The organism is Acinetobacter sp. TR3 (assembly GCF_027105055.1).
Classification (GTDB): domain Bacteria; phylum Pseudomonadota; class Gammaproteobacteria; order Pseudomonadales; family Moraxellaceae; genus Acinetobacter.
The window spans coordinates 793,978-819,561 of sequence record NZ_CP114264.1 but is presented as its reverse complement, the minus strand read 5'-3'; the positions used below and the strand labels follow the sequence as shown (position 1 = coordinate 819,561).

Genomic DNA, 25,584 nt, shown 5'->3' with positions numbered 1-25,584 from the left:
CGAATCTTTTTAAATACTGAATCTGAAAATAAATTTGAGTTATGTGTCGAGTTAGCCTTCAAGCACAGCTAAGATGTCCGACTCTTTCATGATCAAGAGTTCTTCACCACTTACTTTTACCGTTGTACCTGCATAAGTACCGAACAATACTTTGTCACCTACTTTAACGTCTAAAGCACGAACGCCATTGTCAGTGATCTGACCATTACCTACTGCAATGATTTCACCTTGAGAAGGTTTCTCAGCAGCAGAACCTGGAAGTAAAATACCACCAGCCGTTTTAGTTTCTTCTTCTACGCGACGAATCACAACACGATCATGTAATGGACGAATGTTGCTCATATTTAACTCCATCAGACTTAGTCTTTTTTGATAAATTGTTATGACAAGACAAAAGCGCCATAACAAAATTTGATATGCCACTTTTGTGGGGTTAAAAAAAATGGCTTCAAGGGGGAAATTAAAAAAAAATCTATTTAAAGATGTTTTTTTCAACACAATCACATGATCTTGCCGAATTAAGCAGCATTTCATGATCGAAGAAAGATTTTCTGTTTTTCATCAAACCAATAATGCTCAATTGTTCCGTCATCTAAAATCACGTTAAAACTATTTGAAAACCCAAAACGCAAACGATTTGAAGTTGCTGTTCCAGCATGAATATCTAAAATAGGATGGTTGAATCCCAATTGAAAAATTTGATTTAAATCATGAACAGCAACTTTGTGTAGATGCCCATGTAATAAACCAAACAACCCTGTCTCACCCCAACGTTCTAATGCAATTTTAGCAAGCACAGGACAATCCTTATCTCCATGCTCATTTGGGAAGGTATAAAAAGGCTGATGGAAAGTGACCAATTTTATTTTATTTTTGGGTGCATTTTTTAGCTTGGTATCCGTTTCATGAATTTGCTCAAGGGAAATATGCCCTCGGGTGTGGTATCTCCGACGAATACTATTCATGCCAACAATATAAAAATGCTCCGTTTCTAAAGTGGACTCTAAACGGCCAAAAAATGCTTGGTAACGTACAAATGGAGAGAAGAAGCGATTCCAGACATGATAAAGCGGAATATCATGATTACCCGGCACAACAAGATATGGAATATGCAAAGAATCTAAAAACTGACGGCAATCATAAAATTGCTTGAAACGCGCACGCTGGGTTAAATCGCCACTGATTACAATTGCCTCTGGGCCTTTTTGTTGGCAAAACAGTCGTATCGCTTGAATACATTCTTCACGTTCAGTACCAAAATGTAGATCAGATAGGTGTAACAACATTTGGAACCATCACTTTCAAGGCTGTTTTTTTTACTGAGAATTTTAAAGGTGGTTGCATATCCACTAATTCCCCATCGACTGCAACAGTAAGTTTGGCCTTTTTACAGTCAACCTGTATTTGTTCGGCACAAAAAGAATAGACGTCCGATGCTTGATCAATTTCACCTTGAACAAGTTTCCATAGCATTTTTAATAAACTGATTCGGTCACTTTTAGCAACAACAACTCCAGCTAACTTGCCTTTTGCAGCACACTCGGCAACTCTTAATTTCATATCCTCTAATTGCAACTGATTATTACCAAAGAATATTAACGGAGTAGCTACAGGATATTTTTTCCCATCCACAGTGAGTGCGAGTTTTAATGATTTATGTTCGCGCAGTAACACATCTAACGCCGAAGTATAAGCATGTAATGGAAAGCGCCCTAAATACTGGTTATAAAGTTCACGCTTCTTAATGAATAAAGGATACAAACCTAAACTGGCATTGTTCAAATAAATTTGATCATTAATCGTTGCAACATGAACTTCGCGCGGTTGACCCACTGCGATTACTTCTGCTGCTAGAGCCACATCAATCGGAATATCTAAAGCACGTGCAACATAATTAAACGTACCTAAGGGCATTATTCCCATTGGAATATTGGTATGCATTAACTTTTTTGCTACGGCATTTAATGTACCATCACCACCTGCAGCAACAACTACCCCACGCGCATCCTCCTGTTGATGTCGAGATAAAACATTATTCATCATTTCATCAAAATTCATGTGCGAATTTAATTCAAACACCTGAATTTCAAATCCTTTCTGACTCCAAAAAGCCATAAGAGCTTCATACTGGTCTTCTTGCTGTGCTGCATGAAAGCCAGATTTTTGATTGTAAATTATGGACAAGGGCCGTAAATTCTGAATCATACGTAACAGCCTTAAAGATAAATCACCAGTATTTTTGTTTATAAAATCAACAATTAAAAGTTTGTTTATGTAAATTTTGGATGAGCATTATTCAATTTATCAATAATAATTCTCAAAAAAAAATAAACAAATCTATCTAATTGTTTTTAATAATAATTTAAAATAAAAATAATACACATAAAAAAATTACATATAGAACTAAAAAATACTCAATTTACGCAAAAACAATATGTTACCCATAAGTATACACTCTTAGATTAAGACTCTATTAAGCACGGTAGTCTTATTTTTTTTACGATTTTATGCTTTAATACAGCCACTTTTTTTACTTCATCTATTTTCATTGTCATCCAATGAATAGAATTGTACGTCGTACACACTTTAAAAAGGCATCACCATGACCCAAGTGAACGCACCAGAATTCGTTCGTCACCCTAAGCTTATTGCATGGGTGGAAGAAATTGCAAAATTAACCAAACCAGCAAAAATCGAATGGTGTGACGGAAGCGCGGAAGAATATCAACGTCTGATCGACTTGATGATCGCTAACGGCACCATGCAACAACTTAACCAAGAAAAACATCCTGGTTCTTATCTTGCAAATTCTGACCCTTCTGATGTTGCTCGTGTTGAAGATCGCACATATATCTGCTCTGAAAATCAAGAAGATGCTGGTGCAACAAACAACTGGGTTGCGCCTGCTGAAATGCGTGCGAAATTAAACGGCTTATTTGATGGCGCAATGGAAGGTCGTACCATGTACGTCGTTCCTTTCTCTATGGGTCCTTTAGGAAGCCATATTGCACACATCGGTATCGAATTAACAGATTCACCTTACGTTGCTGTCAGCATGACAAAAATGGCGCGTATGGGTAAAGCAGTTTATGACGTATTAGGTACAGATGGTGAGTTTATCCCATGTGTTCATACGGTTGCTGCTCCATTGAAAGATGGTCAAAAAGATGTCGCTTGGCCATGTAACAATGAAAAATACATTGTTCATTACCCAGAAACTCGTGAAATCTGGTCTTACGGTTCTGGTTATGGTGGTAATGCTTTACTTGGTAAAAAATGCCTAGCTTTACGTATTGCTTCTGCAATGGGTCGTGAGCAAGGTTGGTTAGCTGAGCACATGCTTATTTTAGGCGTAACCAATCCACAAGGTGAGAAACACTACATCGCTGCGGCATTCCCTTCTGCATGTGGTAAAACGAACTTTGCTATGTTGATTCCACCAGCAGGTTATGAAGGTTGGAAGATTGAAACTGTAGGTGACGATATTGCTTGGATCAAACCAGGTGAAGATGGTCGTTTATATGCAATCAATCCAGAAGCAGGTTTCTTCGGTGTTGCACCTGGTACAAATACCAAAACCAACCCGAACTGTATGGCGACATTAACTAAAGATGTTATCTATACGAACGTTGCTGTAACAGATAACGGTGAAATTTGGTGGGAAGGTCTTTCTAAAGAAGTTCCAGCAAACTTAACCAACTGGAAAGGTCAGCCTCACGTTGAAGGTGAAAAAGCGGCTCATCCAAATGCTCGCTTTACAGTTTCAGCTGGTCAATGCCCTTCTATTGATGCTGACTGGGAAAATCCAGCAGGTGTACCAATCTCTGCATTCATCTTCGGTGGTCGTCGTGCAGATACAGTACCTTTAGTAACTGAAGCTTTTGACTGGGTTGATGGCGTTTATAAAGCTGCAACAATGGGTTCAGAAACAACTGCTGCTGCTGTTGGTCAACAAGGTATTGTTCGCCGTGACCCATTTGCAATGCTTCCTTTCGCTGGTTATAACATGGCTGACTACTTTGGTCACTGGTTACAACTTGGTCAAGAAGTTGGCGCTAAAGCAGAAGCTGCTGGTAACAAATTACCAAAAATCTTCAATGTAAACTGGTTCCGTCGCGATGCTGAAGGCAACTTCGTATGGCCTGGTTTCGGTCAAAACATGCGTGTTCTTGAGTGGATTATTGATCGTTGTGAAGGTCGTGCTGAAGCGACTGAAACACCAATCGGTTATGTTCCAACTTACGAACAGTTGAACTGGACAGGTATCGACTTCTCTAAAGAACAATTCGAAACTGTTACAGCACAAGACAAAGACCAATGGATCAAAGAGCTTGAAAGCCACACTGAGTTATTTACTAAACTCGGTGATCGTTTACCACAAGCACTTAAAGATCGTCAAAATGAATTATTAGCAGCTGTTAAATCTGCTTAATCATAATTGACATAAAAAGGTCGCTACGGCGGCCTTTTTGTCATCTTAAGCTGCAAAACTATAATAAACTAACAGCCTTAAAAGTGATTTTCATCCATCGAAGATAAACAAGTTAAGACTTTAATAAGCCAGCAAAAGTCCGTTAAAAAAATATAAAGAGATCTGTATCACATCGATTTAAACAGGAAAAGTTATGCAACAAGAGATTACAACTGCACAAGATTTTTTAAAATTACTCCCAGCCTCAGACATCGTCTTTACAAACAAAGATGCCTTTCTCGCAAAACATTTACTCCCCCTCATTTCAATTGACCTTGCCCAGATCAATCCTGAATGGCAAGGTTGGATTCATTTAGTCAATCCAATTGAACCTTATGAGTGTTATATCGGCTCAGAGACTGCTGAGTTCCATAATGAATTTGCGCATGAAAATTGGTTTATTTTACAGCTGGATGAACAGTCACAATACCATTGGCTAGCTGATCAACACTATTTTATTTTAGAGAATAAAAGTCATCCTTCATATACTGAGGTTTTGACTCATAGCCAAGAAATGCATGAAGATTTTCGACAGGTCAAATACCGCTTCTTAGAACAAAAAAGAGTGATTAGTACTTCTGATGTCAATTATCAAAATAACAAACCCACCATTTTACTCAATCAACTGGGTGGTGATGCTGAATATGGCAACTGGTGCTATCCGATTGAAGAACAACTTAAACTGGAAAATATTGAACAAGATGACAACTGTTTTGTACACATCTTTGATCAACAGCAACGACGTTATTATTTCATTGCCTCAGCATCAGGTTGGGAGTATTGCAATCATGGTGCCGACAATATCTTGATGTTTTACCAACCCGAAACTCGACGTGTCCTATTTACATTTGACTGGACATAACTTACTAAAAAGTCGCTTCGGCGACCTTTTTATTTGACGGATTTAGTAAAGAAGTGCAATACATTTTTAGGTAGTTGAGAAAGCAATAGTTCTATCCCCCAACCAAAGAAACACCACAAACCATCAAAGTGGTGACACATCGAAAATCGAAGATTTTGGTTTCACCACGACTAGAGATATCTTAAATAACAGACCTACCCACCCCTATAACTCATATGCTTATAACGGATACGCTGCCTAACTAAATCAAGCAATTTGGGCTGTTGAACTGGCATTTTATTATCCTTGTTATTTTTATTATTTAATGATAATTTTAAGTTCAAATAAATCAATTATTTTTGCCTAATTTTTTAATCAATCAGGTGTTTTATGCAGCAGAATTTGGAATATTATGTGTCACTTCTGCCGCATAAGAGTAGTTGGGTGCCAATCGGTGTTTGATGAGGAAGTTATGAAAACATGTTATATGTGTGCCTCTCCGCAAACATCAGACGAGCATGTTCCTCCAAAGTGCATCTTTCCTGAAAAAAAAGACTCTCCTGATGCTAAAGATTACAGAAAGGGATTAATAAAAGTCCCATCCTGTAATATTCATAATTCAGCAAAATCCAAAGAGGATGAGTTTTTCCTTATGTACATGGCTGCCATCTTCACAACAAGTGAGGCTGCATCAATTCATCAAAACACCAAATTAATAAGAATACTTGAGAGAAAACCCCATGTATGGATTGAGTTGGTCAAAAATTCAAAGCCTGTGCAAATAATTGATGAAAAAGGAGTTAAGCATCAAACTTGTGAGTTTTACCTTGACCCTATAAGGGTATCATCTCAATTTGATCACATTGCTAGAGGAATTCATTTTTATCATTTCCAAGAAAAATGGCTTAATAATATTAGTGTACATTATTTAAATGGTTTAAAAACAGATAATCAAAATATAAATAAGGCCAATAGTGAGATTGCTTTTGTATTAGAAGCGACTTTCTCAGATAAGGAAAAGCATGGCCAAAACCAAGAGGTATTTTATTATCAAGTAATGCAAGACTCATCAATAAAATTAATTCGTGCTATGTTCTTTGAAAAAGTTGAAGTTATTTTTATTTACCATTAGCTAGTTAAAATAACTTTGCACTTTTATCTGCCCAACTTGCGCGTCAAGTGTGACAAGCACCCAGCCGCTTACGGGGCAATTTTCGGATTCAGTGATTACTGAGTTTTTGTTTATTTTGTTGTGGGGTGTTTACGCCTTACGCGGGTAGTTAGATTTGGGGGTTCTATGTTATCAAAATGGGCATATATTTTAATTGGCAATGACCAAACAGGAAAAACCACTTTTCAAAAAGCTTTAATTAAAGAGTTGTGTGGATATGAAATCAGTAGATTGGATGTTAATTTAATTCATAACATCAATCATCCAGACAGTCCAAGAAAATTAAAAACACTTTCAACAATGAATAGGAGCTATCAGGAGAAAATTGATTTGTATGGTTCTGTTGAAGAGTTTTTTGAAAAGCATTTTAAAGATGCTGATGTCTGTATTTTATCTTCACACATTACAGGACATGCTGATGAAATTAAAGCTATGATTAAACAGTTACATCTTAGAAGATATAATGTAGGTGCTATATATTGGTCAAATGCTCCAACAGATGAAAAAATTGATAATTTTCGATGGGACGAACGGTTCGAATTTAACAATCCTATTTCAGAAGATAAAGATGAAATAATTAAAAAAATTAGAGAGCTAGCTTATAAATTTTCTCGTTTAATTGTTACGCGGTCGTATCATCAATAAATCTAACTTGCGCGTCAAGTGCGACAAGCACCCAGCCAATTTGTTGGCCATTTTTGATTTCAGTGATTACTGAGTTTTTATTAATTTTGCTGTGGGTGCTTGCACCTTACGCGGAAAGTTATGCTTACCACGAATAGAGACCAGATTTAATTGTTAACTTTATATGCTTATACATTTCGATCAAGAGCGGAGCGCATTCTTTGGCTTTTGAATGAACTTGGTTTAGAGCACCAAGTTATTCGTATTACACCAAGGGAAATAAAAAAGTTTAATCCATTGGGGAAAGTTCCTGCTATTGAACACAACGGCGAGCTTTACACAGAATCACTAGCAATCATGGAGTACCTTGTTTCTCTTGCTTCAAGAGCTGATCTTATTCCTTTTGATGCAAAGGAAATCTATAGGTTTCGTAATTTTATCTACTACTTACTTTCAGAAGTTGAGTCATATCTTTGGGTTGCTCAGCAAGCATCTTCTTTAAAGGCTTTTTATACTTGGCCAGAAGGCACTTATGCTGAATCAATTCTGCGCGTAACTAACAATATAAAGCCTTTGTATTCGCAAATCTCTAGCTCTGGGTATATATGCTCATGTTTTACTATCGCTGATATTTATGCGTATCATGTTTTTACTTGGGCGCAATCGCATGGTTTAATGTTGCCAGAATCGGTATTGGAGTATTTAAAAAATCTTGAAAAGCGGTCTTCATTTCCCATTGAAATGAAAAGTTTAGCATAACTCGGCGTTAGATTTTTATGAATAATAGATTCAAGGATGGTTCAACTTTCTTAGAGAGTTTTGCTACTCATTTCTTTGTGCATTGTCCAAAATGTCAAAAAATGGCGATAGTTGCAGCATCGCCAGATGAAACAATAACAAGGATTAGTTGCTCGAATTGTGGATATGTTAAAGACTGGTCTTGCACTCAAGCTGATGTAAGGATGTTTTCTAATAATGCTGAAAACTATAAGAAAGGAGTTTTAGGGATAGGAGCAAACACAGATTGGTGTTTTCACTTTCCTTTGTGGCTTAATGTAGCTTGTTGTGGCGAGGAGTTGTGGGCTTACAATCTTGAACATCTATCTTGGCTGAAATCTTATATAGGCGCATCACTAAGAGAGAGGCAAGAAAATCAACAGACTGGTTGGTCTACTGCTAATTTAGAAAGTAGGCTGCCGAAATGGTTAAAATTATCAAAAAATAGAAATGAAATTCTAAAAGGAATTGAATATCTTGAGAAAAAAATTTCAAATAACCGCTAACAAAACTAACTTCTGCATCAACAGCGACAAGCACCCAACCAATTACAGTGTCTTTTTTTATCGTTCTGAGGTACGTCTCAGGTTTGAGTTTGCTGTGGGGACGTGCCAGTTAATTTTAAGTTAGGTGGACAAGGAGGAATCTATGGAAACCGTAAAAAATTTGAAAATGAGTGATTATTCTCTGGAAGGAGAAGTATGGTTTCCCCTAACAAATGAATACATAGGATTACACATTGATGACTTCCGGGAAATCAATCATCAACACTTAAATCTAATTGAGTCGTTAAACTTCAATGAAGATCTTAAGTCTAAGATCGAATCTGCATTTTTCCTTGCTTGTGAAAGCTTTAAGCATGCTGTTGGTTTGATTGAACCTTTATTGGAATCAAAGTCTGATATATGGAAATATATCAATTTCTATGGAATGAAAATTGACGAAACTTCAATTGCTCAAGAAGATACTTATTTAGTACTAGAAGCATCTGGAAAGTGGAAAGATGGGCATTCTTATGAGCTAGTTATTAAGAACGGAAACGAACTTTGCTATTTAGGATCGTTCCTTTATTACCCAGCTAACAGCTATGGAGATATTTCCACAAATGATGGGAACTATGCACTTAAGAGCGCCTAACTCAGGCGTTAAATAGATGCCTCGTGTCTATTTAACGGAGCGCTAATTGCATGCAATTAGCTGCTACGACAACAACCCCACTCAGCCCCCAAATAACCAAATGAGTAATTTTCCCATGTTCGGTTTTTATCAAAACACTCTAAAATCAAGTATCAATTAATAAATAATTTAAATCATCAATGCATCAAATAAATAACAACATTCGCACTCCAAAAAACAACCCTATACTTCTATCAGTAAATAACCTGAGTTCGCCGAACTCAGGTTATTTAGATAAAGGGCTTTTTAGACAGGGCTTTGATACTGCTATACGATTTTTTAAGCCGCTTCGTTGCTATGAGTGTTTACAATCAGATAGGCATCCAAAGCTTCAGTTTCTTTTTTCGTGAAATTAAGTCCTAGTTTAGAACGTCTCCACAATACATCCTGACTGGTAGTTACCCATTCAGCAGTACATAAATAATCCACTTCACGTGCATACAAACCTTGCCCAAAGTGCTGTCCAAGTTGCTCAACAGAACTTTTCTCGCCTAGAATATTCCAAATACGTGAGCCATAAGCTGATGCCCAACGCTTAACTAAAGCTTCTGATGCATCAGTGACTTGTGCACGAATTTCTCGCATCAACTGTTCAACAGACTCCATATTTTCGCCACCAGGTAAAGCTTCTGTTGCAGTCCAACTCCCCTTCATTTCAGGGAAAAATGCTTTTAACTGCTGCATAGCCGACTCAGCTAATTTTCGATAAGTCGTTAACTTTCCACCAAATACTGAAAGCAATGGTGCTTGTTCATCGTTCTCTTGAGATAAAGCTAAAGTATAGTCACGCGTAATTGCAGAGGGATTATCCGATTCATCATCACAAAGTGGACGTACCCCAGCAAATGTCCAAATAACATCCGCTTGAGTAAGTTGTTTTTTGAAATGTGCATTGCTCACTTCAAGCAAATAGTCTGTTTCTGCTTGAGTAATTTGTACTTGCGCAGGATCACCTTGATATTCACGATCTGTAGTTCCAATCATGGTGTATTGATCTAAATACGGAATTGCGAACACAATACGGCGATCATCATTTTGCATAATAAATGCTTTGTCGCCTTCATACAGCTTCGGCACAATAATATGACTACCTTGAATCAAGCGAATACCGTAAGGTGATTTGAGCTCTAAATCTTGTTTGATGAATTGTGCGACCCAAGGTCCAGCAGCATTGACCAATACCTTTGCTTTAATTTGGAATTGACCATGTTCATTTTCTAAATCAACAACCCAATACTGCCCATCTCTTCGTGCAGACAAACAACGAGTACGAGTTACAATATCAGCACCCTTTTCACGGGCATGCATCGCATTGAGCACGACCAAACGAGCATCATCAACCGCACAATCAGAATATTCAAAACCACGTGTTATCGCAGAATTTAAAGGGCTATCTTCTTTAAAATAGACATTATTTGAACCCAATAATTTCTCACGCTTACCTAAATGGTCATAGAAGAACAAACCCGTGCGAATCAACCATGCAGGGCGAAGATGTGGGCGATGCGGCATAATAAAACGCATTGGGCGAATAATGTGTGGAGCTTTAGCCAATAGCACTTCACGTTCAGCTAATGCTTCACGCACTAAACGGAATTCTTTGTGCTCTAAATAACGTAAACCACCATGAATAAGCTTACTGCTTGCAGACGAAGTATGACTGGCTAAATCGTCTTTTTCACACAAGAATACCGACAAACCACGTCCTGAAGCATCAGCTGCAATACCAACACCATTGATACCACCACCAATCACAGCAAGGTCATAAATTCTTTCGTTTGTCTGAGGAGAAGTTTGCATAAATCACCGCAAATTTTCATTATTTTTCGATAATGAAAATTTAAACATATAAATCGAAAATAAACAATGAAAAAAAGATCAAAAAATGCCAATCTATCGACATTTTTAGATAAATGGTAAAATTCAGTGGAGAGACTAAAAGTTTAGAAACACAGTAATCGCATTTATTTATAAGAAAAATATAATTTTTATTGAATAAATCTTGAGTTAAATTGATTAACTCAAGAGAAGTAACAATTTTTCGAAAATGAAGATTTATTTAGCAACAATCAAACCAACATCTAAGTCTCGGATGGTTTTTATAAATTCTTCATTCGGTTGTTGATCCGTAAAAATACAATCCACTTGCTTAAGTGAGCCTAGTCGAATCATCGCATTACGCCCAAATTTACTGCTATCCGCAGCTAAAAAAACTTGGCGTGCACTTGAAAGAATTTCTTGAGAGACACACACTTCCTGAAAGTCAAAATCAAGCAATGTGCCATCTTCTTCAATTCCACTAATCCCAATAAGCGCATAATCCGCTTTAAACTGTTTAAAAAAATCAGCGGTTGCTTGACCAATGACGCCACCATCTGGACGCACACGACCACTGGCAATCAACACTTCAAAGTCTTCTTTGGTACTGAGGATTTTTGCAACATTCAGGTTATTAGTAATAACTTTTAAGCCCGTGTGATTGAGTAAGGCATGAGCAATTGCTTCAGTTGTTGTACCAATATTAATAAATAATGAAGCATGATCTGGAACAGCAGCAGCAACAGCTTCAGCAATTGTTCTTTTTTGCTCAAGCATATGCCCGACACGCATTGTATATTCTGTATTTTCAACACTCGAATCATGCGCAGCGCCGCCATGATAACGCCGTAATAACCCTTCATCTGCCAATTGATTGATATCACGACGAATAGTTTGAGGTGTAACATCGAAATGTTGAGCAAGTTCTTCAATACTAATATAACCACGCTCTCGTACTAATTCGATGGTTTTTTGTTGGCGTAGTATCAAGCTCATGCTCATCAATCCTGTGTTATTTACGGCATATTATATCCGACTATTTTAGCTTAATCTTCTGCCCAATCTCGAGTACGTCCGACAGCTTTTAGCCAACCTTTGTACAGTTTTTCAGTTTGATCCTGACTGCACTCTGGTGTAAAGGTTCGTTCGATTGACATCCTACTCTTCAACTCGTTTAAATCCGACCAAAAACCGACAGCTAAACCAGCCAAAAAGGCAGCTCCCATTCCCGTGGTTTCTTTCATTGCTGGACGTTCAACTGAAGTCGAAAGAATATCCGCTTGGAATTGCATCAGGAAGTTATTTGCTGTTACACCACCATCTACGCGTAGTGTACGCAACTTTTCGCCAGAATCTTGTTGCATTGCATCTAATACATCACGTGTTTGATAAGCAATCGACTCTAGTGTCGCACGAATAATATGTTCAATACTCACACCACGTGTGATTCCGAGAATTGCACCACGAGCAGTTGGATCCCAATATGGCGCACCTAAACCTGTAAAGGCAGGAACAACATACACGCCATTACTGTCTTTTACTTTGGTTGCATAATACTCAGAATCATAAGAATCATTGATTGCTTTAAGCTCGTCGCGCAGCCATTGCACACATGATCCACCATTAAACACAGCACCTTCTAGAGCGTAGTTCACTTCACCTTTTGCACCACATGCAATCGTCGTCAGTAAACCATGTTCAGATTGAACAATACGCTTCCCTGTGTTCATCAATAAGAAACAACCCGTCCCATAGGTATTTTTAGCCTGCCCAACCTCTACACACATTTGTCCAAATAATGCCGCTTGTTGATCCCCCGCAATACCTGCAATTGGGATTCCAACTTCTTGACCGCTAATGGTATGTGTGTATCCATACACTTCAGAAGAACCACGAACCTCAGGTAACATGACTTTAGGAATATTTAAGGCTTCTAAAAGTTTGTCATCCCATTCCAATGTTTCTATATTAAACAACATTGTACGTGAAGCATTGGTATAGTCAGTCACATGAACTTGACCATTGGTCAATTTCCAAATCAACCACGTATCGACTGTACCAAACAAAAGCTCACCGCGTTCTGCACGCTCACGGCTTCCTTCAACACGATCAAGAATCCATTTAATTTTTGTCGCTGAAAAATATGGATCAATCACTAGACCCGTTACTTTTCGAACATAATCATCCCAACCATCTTGATGTAATTGATTACAAATTTCATTGCTTTGACGGCTTTGCCAAACAATAGCATTATAAATCGGCTTACCAGTTTTCTTGTCCCAAATGATCGTGGTTTCACGTTGGTTAGTAATCCCGATTCCAGCAATTTGGTCACTTGAAATACCAGCTTGTGCTAGCGCTTCAACCCAAACTGCACTTTGAGTTGCCCATATTTCCATAGGATCATGCTCAACCCAACCTGGCTGTGGGTAAATTTGCGTAAATTCACGCTGAGCAATACTGATAACATTTGCATCATGATCCAACACGATTGCTCGTGAACTTGTTGTACCTTGGTCAAACGCAACCACATATTTTTTTTGACTATCTGTAGAGATCATGACACACCTATCCAGACTTGCCTTATAGCAGACCAATAAACTAAATGCCCGTTAAAACGGGCAAAAATACTGCAATAAAGCAACGACTTCTGTATTAAATAAAAAACTTGGCAGATTATATGCAAAATTGTTCGAAAACGAAAATTCTTTCTTTAACTTTGAACCTCAATACGATGAATAGCGCCAATTTCAAAGATTACTCACAATAACAACCTTATTTTATGCCATACTAATTATGGAAATAATAGGATCATAGATATGAAAAAAACCAATTTATTCATTATCGTTACAAGTGCACTTGTGATCACTGCATGTCAAAGTACACCACACAAATTTAACGGCGTGACGGGCTATCAAATAGAAAATAAAACAACAACTTCAGCCACGATTGCTTACACCCTTGCAGCACGTACCAATCAAGATTTAGATCAAAAGAAATTACAACATGCATGCAACCAAGTTTTAGGCGTAGGAAAAACTTATAAAATTTCAATACTCAGCGTCAATGAAATTATGAATCCTACACAACAAGAACAATACGCTGTAAAACTTGGAAATAGTCGTGCAACTTTTGGACTTTCTAATTCACCTGATTTCAATAACAGTGAAGGCTATGCAACACGCCAAGCACTTGAAGCACGCCCGACTACACTTAAAGTCATTCGCTATACTTGTTCTTAACAAAATCAAAGATCAAATACCATATCTGTAATATGGTATTTGATTACAATAGATTATTCATGACCATGTCTTTCATTTAAAACATTGCTTTATCTTATTATCAGCAAACATCTTCAGATCTGTCTAAAGATGGATAAATACAGTTTATTCAAACTAAGACTGAATTCCTTTCAGTTCAGTACACTCAGAGTCCCCACCAGTTTATTCTGATCTACAGCGGAAAAAATCTTCGCCAAAAGTAGACTGGTATGCTCATATCATCATCGCAAAGAGTCATTATCATAAAACCTAATTTATCAAATGCTCAAAATCAAAAATTTTGGTTTAATCATTTTTGATGCTTAAAAAAAACGCTGTAATCACAGCGTTTTATAAAAACTCACATTTCTAAACTCTTTGGATTCATCTAAGTCAGGCCAAGTCGTTGCACTGCGTTCATCAATTTTCATATATTGAGGGTGACTAAAGTTTTTAACTCGGCTATCGGCAACCCAAACTTCAGGTGCGAACTTAAGAAACTCATCTAAGAAGAAACGATTGCATTGGTCATACAGCACGTCCGCAGCAAGCAATACATCCACTTGCTCGGCTTTATATAAATCATCCAAGTACTCAAGTTCAACATCATTCAACAAAGCATTTTCACGACATGACGCAAGACTTATTGGATCAATATCACAACAGATCACACGCTTAGCACCTGCCATTTTTGCAGCAATTGCAACTACACCCGAACCTGCACCAAAATCTAAGACCACTTTATCTTTAACATGATGTGGCTCAGCGAGTAGCCACTGTGCCATCGCTAAACCAGATGCCCAACAGAAAATCCAATACGGCGTCTCATTCCAAATACGACGAATGACTTCATCATCTAAACGATCAGTTGGAAAAACAGGTGGAATGAGCCACAATGAAATTGGAGTTTCGGGCAGTTGCTGCGCTAATAAATCTGTGCTTGGAATGACATCATGCAACGCTTTAAGCAATTGTTCAGGTGCTTTCGCAAATTGAAATGTACAACTCATATATCTTTAATTCTAAAAAAACCCCTCTTATCGAGGGGCTATTAATCTTTAAACTAATGCTTTTTCAGCGGCTTCTACAGTTTGGCGAATTAAAGTCGTAATCGTCATCGGCCCTACACCACCTGGAACGGGAGTATAAGCAGACGCAACCTCTTCAATACCCACCAATTGAATATCACCGACACCACCACCATCACGTGGATGGAAACCAGCATCAACAACAACTGCGCCTTGCTTGATCCAATCTTTTTGAATCAACTCAGCTTTACCCACCGCACCGACAATAATATCTGCTTGTTTGACTAATTCAGCTAAATTCTGAGTACGTGAATGGCAGATTGTTACTGTTGCATTGGCTTGTAACAACATCATTGCCATTGGTTTGCCTAAAATCGCTGAGCGACCAACAACTACGGCATGTTTACCTGCGATTTCGATCTTGTTTTCTTTTAAAATCGTCATGATGCCTGCTGGAGTTGCAGAACCATAAGCTGCCTCACCCATTGCCATACGACCAAAACCAAGACAAGTTACACCATCAACATCTTTCGCCAATGAAATCGCATCAAAGCATGCTCTTTCATCAATTTGTTCAGGCACTGGATGCTGCAACAAAATACCGTGTACATCTGGATTAGCATTTAATTTTTCAATCTCAGCCAATAATTGCTCTGTTGTTGTTTCTTTTGGAAGCTCAACTTTCAGTGAATCCATACCGACACGGCGACATGCATTACCCTTCATACGCACATACGTTGCCGATGCACCATCATCACCAACCAAAATTGTTGCCAAAATTGGGGTACGTCCCGTTTTTGCTTTTAATGCTTCTACACGAACTAACAAATCAGCTTCGATTTGTGTTGCCAACGCACGACCGTCTAAAACCAATGCCACAGCGCATCTCCAAAGTGGGTATGAATCAATTGCGTAAATAATACATGATAATTTGACCAATATTCTTTTAGATGTTGTTTTTATGTGCATATTCACGGCAAACACTATTGTTTTTTTTCTAAAGGTTGCTAATATGTGCATCACCAAATGATGGCGGGGTGGCAGAATGGTCATGCAGCGGACTGCAACTCCGTGTACGCCGGTTCGATTCCGACCCCCGCCTCCAAATTTGGTTTTAAAGCCCGAGTGGTGAAATCGGTAGACACAGGGGATTTAAAATCCCCCGCCCACAAAGCGTGCCAGTTCGAGTCTGGCCTCGGGCACCATTTTTCAACTAATGAAAAATGGTGCAAATAAAAATCCAGCCTAAGCTGGTTTTTTTATGTCTGTAATTTAATAAATAAAAAAGCCAAACATTAATGTTTGGCTCGATGTATCAATCGTTTACGCAACTTGCTGTGCCGTTTTTACTGGCAACAAATTCTTATCAAAACTGAGCTGATATTGTCTAGCTGCATCAACAACATATTCAGCTTTCTTAATTGAATCGACATAAATCCATTGTGACTGAACCTGAGTTTCATCAAATTGAACAATTAAGTAACCACGTTGATTCAGGTTGCAATAATTCAACTCATCAATCAATGTGGTGAAGGCAAATTCAAACTGTTGTAACTGTGCTAGTGGAATATCCAAATACTTTTCCAAGCCCGGTGAAGATACTGAACTGGTTGCCAACTCCACCCCGACAAAAGCACCATCTTTACTGTATAAATTCGATGACCACGCATTATGGGTATCCCCTGCCAGTACCACTACTTTTTTCTTTAACTGTGCCAAAGTGCCATATACAATCTCACGCTCAACAAAATAACCATCCCATGCATCTAAGTTATAAGGTGCAACCGTCTGGACACGCGCTTTTTCTTGTGGGGTTAAGGTTGGATCACCTTTTTGCAAACGGAATTTCAGCGTAATCAGCTCTGTAATCTGTGCATTCATTTTTTCCAAAGTTTCATCACTCGGATGTCCCGCAGTAATTTCTGCCAACGCAAACAGTAACTCAGCAGGTACCAGCATTTTAGTCATCAGAATCTGTTGACCCAAAACATTCCATGTCGCATTAGATTGTTGAAGTTTTCCGAGTAGCCAATCCCGTTGGGTATATCCCATCAAAGTACGTGCAGGGTTGGTTAAGTCCGCTTGGAATTTTGCAGCATTCAACAAACCATTTGCGGTCATATAATCTGCATAATCTAATTGCTTATCACGCGCGATAATGCGTGTATCCAACATGGTGAGCTGAACGAGATTACCAAAATCAAATTGTCGATAAATCTTGATATGCTGATCATCAATTGGGCGAATTGGCATCCATTCAAAATAAGCTTGTAATGCTGCTAATTTTCTTTCAGAGAATTTGCCTTCATTCTTTGCATTTGCTGTTTCTTCAGTATGATTGTCAGCACCCTCTCTCCAAGTATCATTGGCTAACTCGTGGTCATCCCAGATCACAATAAAAGGATGGCGATGATGTAAAGCTTGTAAGTCTTTATCTTTACGATATAAAGCATAGCGTTTGCGATAATCATCTAATTTAATAATTTCTTTATTATTATCCGCAGGAAGCGTACGCCCTAATTTCGTTGCATCTTCTGTCGCATAACCATCAGCACCATACTCATAAATATAGTCGCCTAGATGAATCACTACATCTACATTTTGTTTTGCCATTTCACGGTAAACATAGAAATATCCTGCTGGATAATTCGAACATGAACACACTGCAAAACTGACTTTAGATGTACTGGTTGGCAAAGTCTTGGTTTGCCCAATAGGTGAAATCTTATCGCCAAAACTAAAACGATAAAAATAGCTTTGATTTGGTTTTAATCCAATTGCATCTACCTTTACAGTAAAGTCTTGTGCAGCAGCGGTAGTGACTTTATCGGTTTTAATGATTTGCTTGAATTGCTGATCTAACGCAATTTCCCAAGTGACTTGCAACCGTGCACTGCTATCACTTGGTGTTAAGCGTGTCCACAAAATCACGCGATCCTGTAGTGGATCACCGCTGGCAACGCCATGTTCAAAATTAACTTGTAATGTCGCTGTTTCTTGATCTGAACTGTCATTACATCCTGTAAATCCCGCAGATAAAGACAATGCCCCAAAACCGAATAAACTTTTTTGAATGAGTTCCCGTCGTGAAATTTTTGCTGTCATTTGGATAGCTACCTTAATTTTATTACTTTGAGTAATTAAAACTAAGTTGTATAAATGAAAGTTTGATCTCAGTTTGATGAAATAATCATGAAAATTATATGACAATGCTTAATTTTTATCTGATAAACACATGAATTGATTGAAAAGAAAGCAATTAATGCTTTTTACTCTTGCCAAGTTTTAAAGTCTCCTCTATTATTGCGGACATGCCCGAGTGGTGAAATCGGTAGACACAGGGGATTTAAAATCCCCCGCCCACAAAGCGTGCCAGTTCGAGTCTGGCCTCGGGCACCATTTTTCAACTAATGAAACATGGTGCAAATAAAATCCAGCGTAAGCTGGTTTTTTTATGTCTAAAATTTAAGACAAGCATAAAAAAATGCCTTAATTAAAATTAAGGCATTTATACTTCTCAATCGAATAAATTTCACTCAACTCGAATAATCTTACCATTTTCATCATGATGCAGCGTGGTTACTTTTTGTTGGCGACCAGCTTGAATTTCTTGTTCAGGCAACTCAAAATAACGTGCATAATCAGGTAGTGCTTTTTCAATTGCATGTTTTTTATGTACGCGTTTTGAAGGTAAAAGCCCCCATAATAATAATGCTACCGCACACATGAAAAGTGCTGTAATTCCGTGCTCAAGACCTTGACTGAATGCAGCCATTAAACGTTGTGCAAGATGCGTTTTTTGCAGTTCAATTAACACCCAAACCAAAATAAATGGTCGCCATAATAGCAGCCAACCTGCCCACATCATTGCTGTTGTGGTCGTAGAAAAATAACGCTTATGCCATGGGAGTTGGCGACGTACATCGATAATCAAACTATTTGCTTTCATTTCTAGTCTCAGCAAAATGAATCTTGCGACTCAGCGAATTCCACGATCTGGGCTAATCCAACGAGCGCGTTTTTCTTCAGCGCGAAATAGCACTTTTGGAAAGGCGACGATTGTAGCAGTAATCGTAATTAACCAAAACACAAATGGGTACCAAATCATCCAATAATAATTTTTCCCTAAGCTTGGTTCATAACGACTATCCATCCATTTGCTTAAAGCAAACTGAATTAAGCAAGTCGCACCTAATAAAATTCCGCTACCATATGGTAAAAAAGGTGAACTGACGATAGCAAGGGCTGGTATTGTAAATACGAAATGTAACAACCACATGACAGCCATAATCAGCATCAAATATGACCATACTAATGTTAAGCAAAGCTCTAACATTAATGGCCAGAGAAAATTAAGTTTTGGTTTAAAGAACACATCAATATTCTTTATCAGAACTTGTGCCCCACCCATCGCCCAACGTAAACGTTGTTTCCACAAACCATTGAAAGTCTCAGGCATCAAAATCCAAACCAAAGCATTTGGCTCAAAACGAACATCCCAACCAGCACGTTGTAATTTCCAAGTGATATCAATATCCTCAGTCAGCATATTGGGAGACCAATAGTCAACTTGATGTACAGCACTTTTACGAAAGGCTGTAATCACACCAGAGACAGTGAATAAACGACCAAAAGTACGTTGCGCTCGTTTAATCATGCCAACAATCGAAGAAAACTCACCAACCTGAATTCGTCCCAATAATGTTGAACGTGTACGAATACGTGGATTCCCTGTTACGGCTGCCACAGTTGGATCTTCGAGGAAATGGCGCATCATCCACTGTGCTGCATGAGGATCTAGTAAAGCATCTCCATCAATCCCGATCAGGAACTCTGCATCCGTCATTAAACTGCCCGCTTGCAGTCCCATGGCTTTACCTTGGTTTTGAGCGAGATGCACAACACGTAATTTTTCATGCTGCGCCGCGAGACGATCCAGCACTTCGCCCGTGTTATCAGAACTACCATCATTAATCGCAATCACTTCAAAGTTTGGATAATCTAATTGCAAAGCATGACTAATGGTTTCTTCTGCATTATCACCCTCGTTAAAACAAGGAACGAGTACAGCAACTTTAGGATATTCAGGCAAAGTTTCTGGCTGCTGATATGGAGGATCTTGGCGCTCTTTCCAGTAGAAAATAATTGCCCCTACCATCCATAAATAAGACATAAATAATGGATAATAAAACACAAACTTAATGGCATAAGCCCATAATAAAGCAATTATACTCATCGACACATTACTCCGTTATGGTACTAATTGTGATGATTTTAAAGCAAAAGCCTTACGCATAGTTTCTACATCTGGGTGTTCTTTAATCGGATCGTCAGGATAATATGCAATGTGCATCGCACCTTGTTGATAAAGTGATTTAATCGTTGCAGCCATTTCTTCTGAAGGGATCTTCTGATCATTACGCCAATTAATTGCTTGTAACTCCATGACCGTCTTTTTAATCCCATTAGGATACTGTTTCACTCGATTCATAATATCCGTATAAAATTTTTCGGGATTATCTGATTGCTCCATATAAGGCATTGCCATAATCGCTGTGAAATCATAGCGTTTTAATGACTCTTCCAAAGATTGTGCGTACCAATTTTCGGCATACGGGTTAAGGGCAACTTGCGCATACAAATTACGTGCAGTCATCAAATAAGGCTGATATCGACGCACCTCACCCGCTAGCTCCATTGCAAAATCATCTAGGGTACGCGTTTTATAAGCAGTCCATTTCTGTAACTTGTCGTCATTATTTCGTATTTTAGCCAGATCCGTTGGCAAACCTTGTTTCGCATAGGCTGCTAGTGCTTGAGGACTTGCATCTTCATAATCAGATAATGTCACATCATCATGAAATAACAGACCATCAAATGGCGTTGATTTTGCAAGATCTTGATAAATCTCTTTAATGGTTTGTCTTGCTTTTGGTGAATATGGGCTTAAGCGGATATATCCCATATTCAAATGCTCGCCCGCTTTTGCTTGTTGCGTGACAACTAAATCCTTTGACACTGGATCTGATTTAGGTAATTCCCATGCAAGTAAAGGCATCCAAGCATACAAACGCTGTACTGGCGTACGTGTTTGAATTTGCCAAGCTACTCGGTTAAATAAATCCGCACGCATTGGAATATGGCGATTTGGGAAATACACCATATCCGCAGAGCCATTAGCATCAGGATCTGAGAATGCTTGTAAGTAAACTGTCTTTACTCCCATCCCATTGATACGATCTAACAGATTACCTAAATTGCGTTCCTGTTGTTGTGGGTCTGGATCATAGATGTAATCTAAATCCACATGCATGATCTTTTGCGGACGATTATTATCGTTCAAATTCAGTTCGCGGTTCTTTATTTCTTGTGCCAAGGCATTGGTTGACATATTTCCTTGAATTAAAATACGCCCCATATTTTGGATCGATTGTTTGGCATGATCAGCACCATCGTCCAAAGTAATGGTAATCGGCATACCCAATTGTTTAGAAATTTGAACTAATTGCATATTATAACGACCATAAGGCCAAACCATGACACGTGGTGAACGTAAACCGTGTGCCTGCAATAATTCATTATTTTTCTTTAAATCTTGATAAACACGTGCTTGATAATTTGCATCACTTTCATAAGTTTTCGTATTTGAATCATAAATTCGAGTAATCGCTGCTGGTTCTGAATTACCTTGAGGGTTTGCGTTTACTCCTCGATGCAAATGGTAGCTATGACTTGCAATCTCAACTAAGCCACTATTTTGCATTTCTTTGAGTTCATTCCAACTCAAAATTTTATTGCGCGTAATCTCTTCCCCACCAAAGTCCACTTTCTGATTAGCTTTTGGTTCTAACCAAGAACCGACAACTGCTAATACAACTGGAATTTTTTTCGCACGTACAATTGGATAGGCATTTTGATAAAAAGACTGATAACCATCATCTACTGTCAATAACACAGGTTTAGTTGGTAAAGTGTATTTGCCCTGATGTGCTTTAATCAGTTGATCGACATTAATAAAGTGATAACCATTATTTTGTAACCAATCGATGTGCTCGCTGAATTGTTGTGCTGTTACTGCATAACTTGGGATGAGTGCATCTTTATGGTCGGTAATTTCATGATAACCAATGACGGTTAACGTTGTCGCATCAATTTTGGAATTTTCTGCAAAAGTTGCTGTAGTCGCAACTAAAGCAATCATTAGACCTAAAAATGTTTTTAAGGTCGGAGACACTAAACGTGTTGTCATAGAGATATCTTCTCAATATTCGAAAATGGCTGAGCGCGAATCATGCATGAATCATCTTACAATTTGTGGACAAATAAGATTTTTAGCGAGTCAGCTGGGAGCAAGGATTGTATTTATAATTTTAAAAACTGAAAATAATCTTAAAAAAATATTTTATAAATTTTATCGCAATATACATCAATATTTTAGCCATATGTGATTAGGTTCCTAACACGATACGTATTAAGAACCTAATGAGCTAAATATATAAGCTTAATATTCAATGAGCTGAAAATTTGGATGCTCAGAAAGTTGTTGTAAATAATAACGTTCTTTTTGATAAAAATATTTATATAAGCGGTTTACCCATTCACCACGACGGAATGTCTGAATTTTTTTATTCACGCCATCGTATTGTAGCAAGACGACATTCCCTTCTAATGGAGATAATAAGGTAATTCGATAGTCAGGATGTGAATGCTGATGTGAAGGACTCAACTCTCGGAGAATCTCGACCTTGTTCTCTCCATCCATCCAATAATCTTTATCAATCAATGCTTTTTCATTGACCCAAAAACCATTTTCAGCGCCATTATAAGTATTAATCAAGAAAAAATTATGTAATTCTTTTAATAGCTCAGAAGCGGTAATATCCAAATAATCATTCATAGCTGCCTCACTCACTCAATTTTTTGATGCTCGTTAACACAAGCATAGATTTTTTATAATTTACCTCGCCATGTTTATGAATCTGCTGATCATGGATGGCAACATTAAAAGCAATTTTTTCCAAAAGGTAAATTAACATCACATTTATTATAAAAACTTTGATTCAGAATACATTGCCCTTTCTTTAAAAGATATACAGAACCATCTACAGAATCAATCATTTTAAGCAGATTGTTGAAAAAAGCACATTAAAATAAAAATATTAAAAATCAAAATATTAGAATTAAATCATTTTTTTGATTTGTATTGTTTTTGTACTTTTTTTTGCAAAGCATGAATTAAGCAATCAAATCAATACCATCATGCTTTGCATCATTGAGACTAAATCACTCGTCGCGCGTTTTAACATCAAATAATTCAATTTCAAAAGTCAGATTTGAATTTGCTGGAATAATTTTTCCCATTTTGCGTTCACCATAAGCTAAATGTGCAGGTACGATTAACTTACGTTTCCCACCAACGCGCATTCCCATGATGCCTTGATCCCAACCTTTGATTACTCGCCCTGTACCGATCACAGTCTCAAAATAATTCCCACGGTCAATTGAAGAATCGAACTGAGTACCATCTTCTAACCACCCCGTGTAGTGTGTTGTGATTAAAGCACCTTTAACAGCTTCTTTACCTTCACCTACTTTTAAATCAATAATTTGTAATTCAGCGCTCATCTTTTACTCCCAACCTGATTTATTGCAATTGTAACCATTGAATATCGACTTGACCTTTATCGCTCAACAAAGTCCACTCTCCATCCATAATATTAAGCTGTAATTGCATCGTGCGTTCACATAAGCCTTCAAGTGCCTGTGTAGTCTGAGGCGCTAATTGCCAGACCTCCACATTACTCAACGTCTTAATCTTGGTATTTTTTTGCCACCAATCAGCAGCTTGTGAGCCATAGGTAATCACAGCCACTTTTTTACAGCGAGCACTAGCTTTTTTCACTTTATCTTCAGATGGACAACCGACTTCAATCCAATTTTCTAAAAGCCCTGTTAAATCTTTTTGCCATAACGCAGGCTCATCCGTTTCAAACAAATCTTTGGTGAATTCTAATCGCTCATCGGCATAACGTGCATAAGCAAGAATACGAACCATCAAACGTTCAATAGTCTCTGACGGATGTAAGGCAAGTGTTAGCTGATAATCTGCATAGATATGCTGATCCATATTGGCAATATTCAGATCTGCCTTATATATTGTTGCTTTTAGCGCCATAAAAAATACTCTTAAATACGGTGTACTCAAATTTGGCGCTAAGCATACTCTATTTTATTACAAAAAATGTTGGCTTTAATCATTTTGAGCATCAGTTAGATCAAGACGACAATTTATTAATTGTGTTTCAAACACCAACCAATCTTGTTCGGATTGGCAAATAATTTCAATTCGATTATCAATACTCTCTTCGGCAGACTTATAGTTAAATTGTTGAGGATTAAAATTAAAACTTTTCCAACCTTGATCCGTATTAAATATGCCTTTGATGCGAATCCAATTTTGTTGCTTACACAACAAATCTAAGAGTTCAAAAAATTTAAATTGCCAGCGTTTAGGCAATTTCCAACCTGCAACGGTATAACCTTGAGCCGTTTCTACATAATGATATGGAAGTTGTTTTATTTCTAACAGAGGCTCGATAGCCTGTGTTTGTTGTAGCTTGAGTAAAGGTTGGATCTTACGTTGTACAGGTTGTTGCACAATATCAATCTGAGATAATTCAATTTTGCCACACTCAACTTCAATCCAATGCTGGACATAAGTGTCATATTCTTGTTTTAAAGCTGCATAGGCTTGATGATCTGCTACTGACATACAATCAATATGTGAGAGGACTACGATTTGTGCAGATTTCAGTTGATCGGTATATAAGTTCTGTTTAACCCAATCTTCATCATGTAGACGACTTCCATCCACAACGATTACCAAAGCACGCATATTTAAACTGCTTTGCCAATGCGGCTCGGTCAGTTGTTCCAGTAATTGTGCAGGATGACCTAACCCCGTTGGTTCGATAAATAAACGATCAGGTTTACTTTCACTGAGTAAGCGAGCCAGTGCAATTTGCATAGGAAGTTGACTGCTACAGCACAAGCATCCACCAAGTAGTTCTTTGACAGCATAGCCTTGTTGTTGGGTAATCAGTTGTTGATCAACACCTATTTGCCCAAACTCATTCATTAGAACAGCCCAAACTTCGTTTTCAGGCTTTTGGGTTAATAAATGCTGCAATAGCGTTGTTTTACCTGCACCTAAAAAACCAGAAATAATGTGAGTAGGAACAATTTTGGGAGCAATGAACTTCACGATTTACTCGCATTAAAAATTTATTTCATTCTAAAGTGAAAAATATGCGAAATAAAATAAAGAATTAAATTTACGAAATAATTCAATTAAAACAAAAATAAAGATAATTTAATCACAAAATTAATCTAAAAATACTATTTAAAACTAAAATTTA

At 37.8% G+C, this 25,584-nt stretch carries 24 protein-coding genes and 3 tRNA genes; 11 read left to right on the top strand and 16 right to left on the bottom strand.

Annotated features, from left to right (window positions below; translation table 11 throughout):
• Positions 1 to 51: 51 nt before the first annotated feature.
• The 3 genes from O1449_RS03940 to O1449_RS03930 form a co-directional block, all read right to left on the bottom strand.
• Positions 52 to 342 (bottom strand): co-chaperone GroES, encoded by a 291-nt coding sequence (locus O1449_RS03940; RefSeq protein WP_005144860.1) that lies wholly within the window; start codon positions 340 to 342, stop codon positions 52 to 54.
• Between the two features lie 188 nt (positions 343 to 530).
• Complete coding sequence (locus O1449_RS03935) at positions 531 to 1,286, bottom strand: metallophosphoesterase family protein (RefSeq protein ID WP_269239225.1); 756 nt, start codon at positions 1,284 to 1,286, stop codon at positions 531 to 533.
• Entirely contained in the window at positions 1,267 to 2,205 is a 939-nt protein-coding gene (locus tag O1449_RS03930) for a diacylglycerol/lipid kinase family protein (protein WP_269239224.1), read from the bottom strand. Before O1449_RS03930 ends, O1449_RS03935 begins: the two co-directional genes overlap by 20 nt.
• A 397-nt stretch (positions 2,206 to 2,602) precedes the next feature.
• On the opposite strand from O1449_RS03930, the gene O1449_RS03925 reads away from it, so the two are divergent.
• The 7 genes from O1449_RS03925 (at position 2,603) to O1449_RS03895 (ending at position 9,021) form a co-directional block, all read left to right on the top strand.
• The gene (locus O1449_RS03925; protein WP_005158109.1) at positions 2,603 to 4,432 is read left to right on the top strand and encodes a phosphoenolpyruvate carboxykinase (GTP); all 1,830 of its coding nucleotides are present in this window, start codon (positions 2,603 to 2,605) and stop codon (positions 4,430 to 4,432) included.
• Positions 4,433 to 4,625: 193 nt separating this feature from the next.
• Positions 4,626 to 5,333: a hypothetical protein gene (locus O1449_RS03920; RefSeq protein ID WP_269239223.1), complete on the top strand. Its 708-nt coding sequence runs from the start codon at positions 4,626 to 4,628 to the stop codon at positions 5,331 to 5,333.
• 433 nt (positions 5,334 to 5,766) lie between these two features.
• Positions 5,767 to 6,444 (top strand): hypothetical protein, encoded by a 678-nt coding sequence (locus tag O1449_RS03915; protein WP_269239222.1) that lies wholly within the window; start codon positions 5,767 to 5,769, stop codon positions 6,442 to 6,444.
• A 165-nt stretch (positions 6,445 to 6,609) separates the two neighbouring features.
• Positions 6,610 to 7,128 (top strand): hypothetical protein, encoded by a 519-nt coding sequence (locus O1449_RS03910; protein ID WP_269239221.1) that lies wholly within the window; start codon positions 6,610 to 6,612, stop codon positions 7,126 to 7,128.
• 150 nt (positions 7,129 to 7,278) lie between these two features.
• On the top strand, positions 7,279 to 7,866 hold the full coding sequence (locus O1449_RS03905) for a glutathione S-transferase family protein (RefSeq protein ID WP_269229820.1): 588 nt from the start codon (positions 7,279 to 7,281) through the stop codon (positions 7,864 to 7,866).
• 17 nt (positions 7,867 to 7,883) lie between these two features.
• Positions 7,884 to 8,390 carry a hypothetical protein gene (locus O1449_RS03900; RefSeq protein ID WP_269239220.1) on the top strand — a complete coding sequence of 169 codons (507 nt, stop codon included), beginning with the start codon at positions 7,884 to 7,886 and terminating at the stop codon, positions 8,388 to 8,390.
• 142 nt (positions 8,391 to 8,532) lie between these two features.
• On the top strand, positions 8,533 to 9,021 hold the full coding sequence (locus O1449_RS03895) for a DUF6985 domain-containing protein (RefSeq protein ID WP_269239219.1): 489 nt from the start codon (positions 8,533 to 8,535) through the stop codon (positions 9,019 to 9,021).
• A gap of 318 nt (positions 9,022 to 9,339) precedes the next feature.
• Here the strand turns inward: O1449_RS03895 and glpD are convergent, their stop codons facing one another.
• The 3 genes from glpD to glpK form a co-directional block, all read right to left on the bottom strand.
• Positions 9,340 to 10,860 carry a glycerol-3-phosphate dehydrogenase gene (gene glpD, locus O1449_RS03890; RefSeq protein WP_269229817.1) on the bottom strand — a complete coding sequence of 507 codons (1,521 nt, stop codon included), beginning with the start codon at positions 10,858 to 10,860 and terminating at the stop codon, positions 9,340 to 9,342.
• Positions 10,861 to 11,115: 255 nt separating this feature from the next.
• Complete coding sequence (locus tag O1449_RS03885; protein WP_269229816.1) at positions 11,116 to 11,874, bottom strand: DeoR/GlpR family DNA-binding transcription regulator; 759 nt, start codon at positions 11,872 to 11,874, stop codon at positions 11,116 to 11,118.
• Between the two features lie 50 nt (positions 11,875 to 11,924).
• Entirely contained in the window at positions 11,925 to 13,439 is a 1,515-nt protein-coding gene (gene glpK / locus O1449_RS03880) for a glycerol kinase GlpK (protein WP_269239218.1), read from the bottom strand.
• 258 nt (positions 13,440 to 13,697) lie between these two features.
• Here glpK and O1449_RS03875 point away from each other — a divergent pair, with 258 nt between their 5' ends.
• Positions 13,698 to 14,120, top strand: a complete 423-nt coding sequence (locus O1449_RS03875) for a hypothetical protein (RefSeq protein WP_269239217.1) — start codon at positions 13,698 to 13,700, stop codon at positions 14,118 to 14,120.
• Between the two features lie 359 nt (positions 14,121 to 14,479).
• Here O1449_RS03875 and O1449_RS03870 read toward each other — a convergent pair whose 3' ends face one another.
• Together O1449_RS03870 and folD are read right to left on the bottom strand one after the other, a co-directional pair.
• Complete coding sequence (locus tag O1449_RS03870; protein WP_269239216.1) at positions 14,480 to 15,148, bottom strand: class I SAM-dependent methyltransferase; 669 nt, start codon at positions 15,146 to 15,148, stop codon at positions 14,480 to 14,482.
• Between the two features lie 48 nt (positions 15,149 to 15,196).
• Positions 15,197 to 16,045: a bifunctional methylenetetrahydrofolate dehydrogenase/methenyltetrahydrofolate cyclohydrolase FolD gene (gene folD / locus O1449_RS03865; RefSeq protein WP_269239215.1), complete on the bottom strand. Its 849-nt coding sequence runs from the start codon at positions 16,043 to 16,045 to the stop codon at positions 15,197 to 15,199.
• 152 nt (positions 16,046 to 16,197) lie between these two features.
• Here folD and O1449_RS03860 point away from each other — a divergent pair.
• Both O1449_RS03860 and O1449_RS03855 read left to right on the top strand, forming a co-directional pair.
• Positions 16,198 to 16,271, top strand: a tRNA-Cys gene (locus O1449_RS03860).
• 14 nt (positions 16,272 to 16,285) lie between these two features.
• A tRNA-Leu gene (locus tag O1449_RS03855) sits at positions 16,286 to 16,371 on the top strand.
• Positions 16,372 to 16,489: 118 nt separating this feature from the next.
• Here O1449_RS03855 and O1449_RS03850 read toward each other — a convergent pair.
• Positions 16,490 to 18,271 (bottom strand): alkaline phosphatase D family protein, encoded by a 1,782-nt coding sequence (locus O1449_RS03850; RefSeq protein WP_269239214.1) that lies wholly within the window; start codon positions 18,269 to 18,271, stop codon positions 16,490 to 16,492.
• Between the two features lie 208 nt (positions 18,272 to 18,479).
• Between O1449_RS03850 and O1449_RS03845 the strand changes: the two genes are divergently transcribed.
• Positions 18,480 to 18,565: transfer RNA gene (locus tag O1449_RS03845), tRNA-Leu, on the top strand.
• A gap of 133 nt (positions 18,566 to 18,698) precedes the next feature.
• On the opposite strand, the gene pgaD is transcribed toward O1449_RS03845, so the two are convergent.
• The 7 genes from pgaD to O1449_RS03810 form a co-directional block, all read right to left on the bottom strand.
• Complete coding sequence (gene pgaD, locus O1449_RS03840; protein WP_005158127.1) at positions 18,699 to 19,115, bottom strand: poly-beta-1,6-N-acetyl-D-glucosamine biosynthesis protein PgaD; 417 nt, start codon at positions 19,113 to 19,115, stop codon at positions 18,699 to 18,701.
• A gap of 30 nt (positions 19,116 to 19,145) precedes the next feature.
• Positions 19,146 to 20,402: a poly-beta-1,6-N-acetyl-D-glucosamine synthase gene (gene pgaC / locus O1449_RS03835; RefSeq protein WP_269239213.1), complete on the bottom strand. Its 1,257-nt coding sequence runs from the start codon at positions 20,400 to 20,402 to the stop codon at positions 19,146 to 19,148.
• 15 nt (positions 20,403 to 20,417) lie between these two features.
• Positions 20,418 to 22,415 carry a poly-beta-1,6-N-acetyl-D-glucosamine N-deacetylase PgaB gene (gene pgaB / locus O1449_RS03830; RefSeq protein ID WP_269239212.1) on the bottom strand — a complete coding sequence of 666 codons (1,998 nt, stop codon included), beginning with the start codon at positions 22,413 to 22,415 and terminating at the stop codon, positions 20,418 to 20,420.
• 252 nt (positions 22,416 to 22,667) lie between these two features.
• On the bottom strand, positions 22,668 to 23,063 hold the full coding sequence (locus O1449_RS03825) for a hypothetical protein (RefSeq protein WP_269229808.1): 396 nt from the start codon (positions 23,061 to 23,063) through the stop codon (positions 22,668 to 22,670).
• A 386-nt stretch (positions 23,064 to 23,449) separates the two neighbouring features.
• Entirely contained in the window at positions 23,450 to 23,791 is a 342-nt protein-coding gene (locus O1449_RS03820; protein ID WP_005217778.1) for an FKBP-type peptidyl-prolyl cis-trans isomerase, read from the bottom strand.
• Between the two features lie 19 nt (positions 23,792 to 23,810).
• Entirely contained in the window at positions 23,811 to 24,341 is a 531-nt protein-coding gene (locus O1449_RS03815; RefSeq protein WP_004663390.1) for a YaeQ family protein, read from the bottom strand.
• 75 nt (positions 24,342 to 24,416) lie between these two features.
• Entirely contained in the window at positions 24,417 to 25,430 is a 1,014-nt protein-coding gene (locus O1449_RS03810) for a CobW family GTP-binding protein (RefSeq protein ID WP_269239211.1), read from the bottom strand.
• Positions 25,431 to 25,584 lie beyond the last annotated feature (154 nt).

What these genes read in the sequence shown, in the direction of transcription:
- O1449_RS03940 (WP_005144860.1), bottom strand. Translation starts at nt 342, where the DNA reads ATGAGCAACATTCGTCCATTACATGATCGTGTTGTGATTCGTCGCGTA.
- O1449_RS03935 (WP_269239225.1), bottom strand. Translation starts at nt 1,286, where the DNA reads ATGTTGTTACACCTATCTGATCTACATTTTGGTACTGAACGTGAAGAA.
- O1449_RS03930 (WP_269239224.1), bottom strand. Translation starts at nt 2,205, where the DNA reads ATGATTCAGAATTTACGGCCCTTGTCCATAATTTACAATCAAAAATCT.
- O1449_RS03925 (WP_005158109.1), top strand. Translation starts at nt 2,603, where the DNA reads ATGACCCAAGTGAACGCACCAGAATTCGTTCGTCACCCTAAGCTTATT.
- O1449_RS03920 (WP_269239223.1), top strand. Translation starts at nt 4,626, where the DNA reads ATGCAACAAGAGATTACAACTGCACAAGATTTTTTAAAATTACTCCCA.
- O1449_RS03910 (WP_269239221.1), top strand. Translation starts at nt 6,610, where the DNA reads ATGTTATCAAAATGGGCATATATTTTAATTGGCAATGACCAAACAGGA.
- O1449_RS03900 (WP_269239220.1), top strand. Translation starts at nt 7,884, where the DNA reads ATGAATAATAGATTCAAGGATGGTTCAACTTTCTTAGAGAGTTTTGCT.
- O1449_RS03895 (WP_269239219.1), top strand. Translation starts at nt 8,533, where the DNA reads ATGGAAACCGTAAAAAATTTGAAAATGAGTGATTATTCTCTGGAAGGA.
- glpD (WP_269229817.1), bottom strand. Translation starts at nt 10,860, where the DNA reads ATGCAAACTTCTCCTCAGACAAACGAAAGAATTTATGACCTTGCTGTG.
- O1449_RS03885 (WP_269229816.1), bottom strand. Translation starts at nt 11,874, where the DNA reads ATGAGCTTGATACTACGCCAACAAAAAACCATCGAATTAGTACGAGAG.
- glpK (WP_269239218.1), bottom strand. Translation starts at nt 13,439, where the DNA reads ATGATCTCTACAGATAGTCAAAAAAAATATGTGGTTGCGTTTGACCAA.
- O1449_RS03875 (WP_269239217.1), top strand. Translation starts at nt 13,698, where the DNA reads ATGAAAAAAACCAATTTATTCATTATCGTTACAAGTGCACTTGTGATC.
- O1449_RS03870 (WP_269239216.1), bottom strand. Translation starts at nt 15,148, where the DNA reads ATGAGTTGTACATTTCAATTTGCGAAAGCACCTGAACAATTGCTTAAA.
- O1449_RS03850 (WP_269239214.1), bottom strand. Translation starts at nt 18,271, where the DNA reads ATGACAGCAAAAATTTCACGACGGGAACTCATTCAAAAAAGTTTATTC.
- pgaD (WP_005158127.1), bottom strand. Translation starts at nt 19,115, where the DNA reads ATGAAAGCAAATAGTTTGATTATCGATGTACGTCGCCAACTCCCATGG.
- pgaC (WP_269239213.1), bottom strand. Translation starts at nt 20,402, where the DNA reads ATGAGTATAATTGCTTTATTATGGGCTTATGCCATTAAGTTTGTGTTT.
- pgaB (WP_269239212.1), bottom strand. Translation starts at nt 22,415, where the DNA reads ATGACAACACGTTTAGTGTCTCCGACCTTAAAAACATTTTTAGGTCTA.
- O1449_RS03825 (WP_269229808.1), bottom strand. Translation starts at nt 23,063, where the DNA reads ATGAATGATTATTTGGATATTACCGCTTCTGAGCTATTAAAAGAATTA.
- O1449_RS03820 (WP_005217778.1), bottom strand. Translation starts at nt 23,791, where the DNA reads ATGAGCGCTGAATTACAAATTATTGATTTAAAAGTAGGTGAAGGTAAA.
- O1449_RS03815 (WP_004663390.1), bottom strand. Translation starts at nt 24,341, where the DNA reads ATGGCGCTAAAAGCAACAATATATAAGGCAGATCTGAATATTGCCAAT.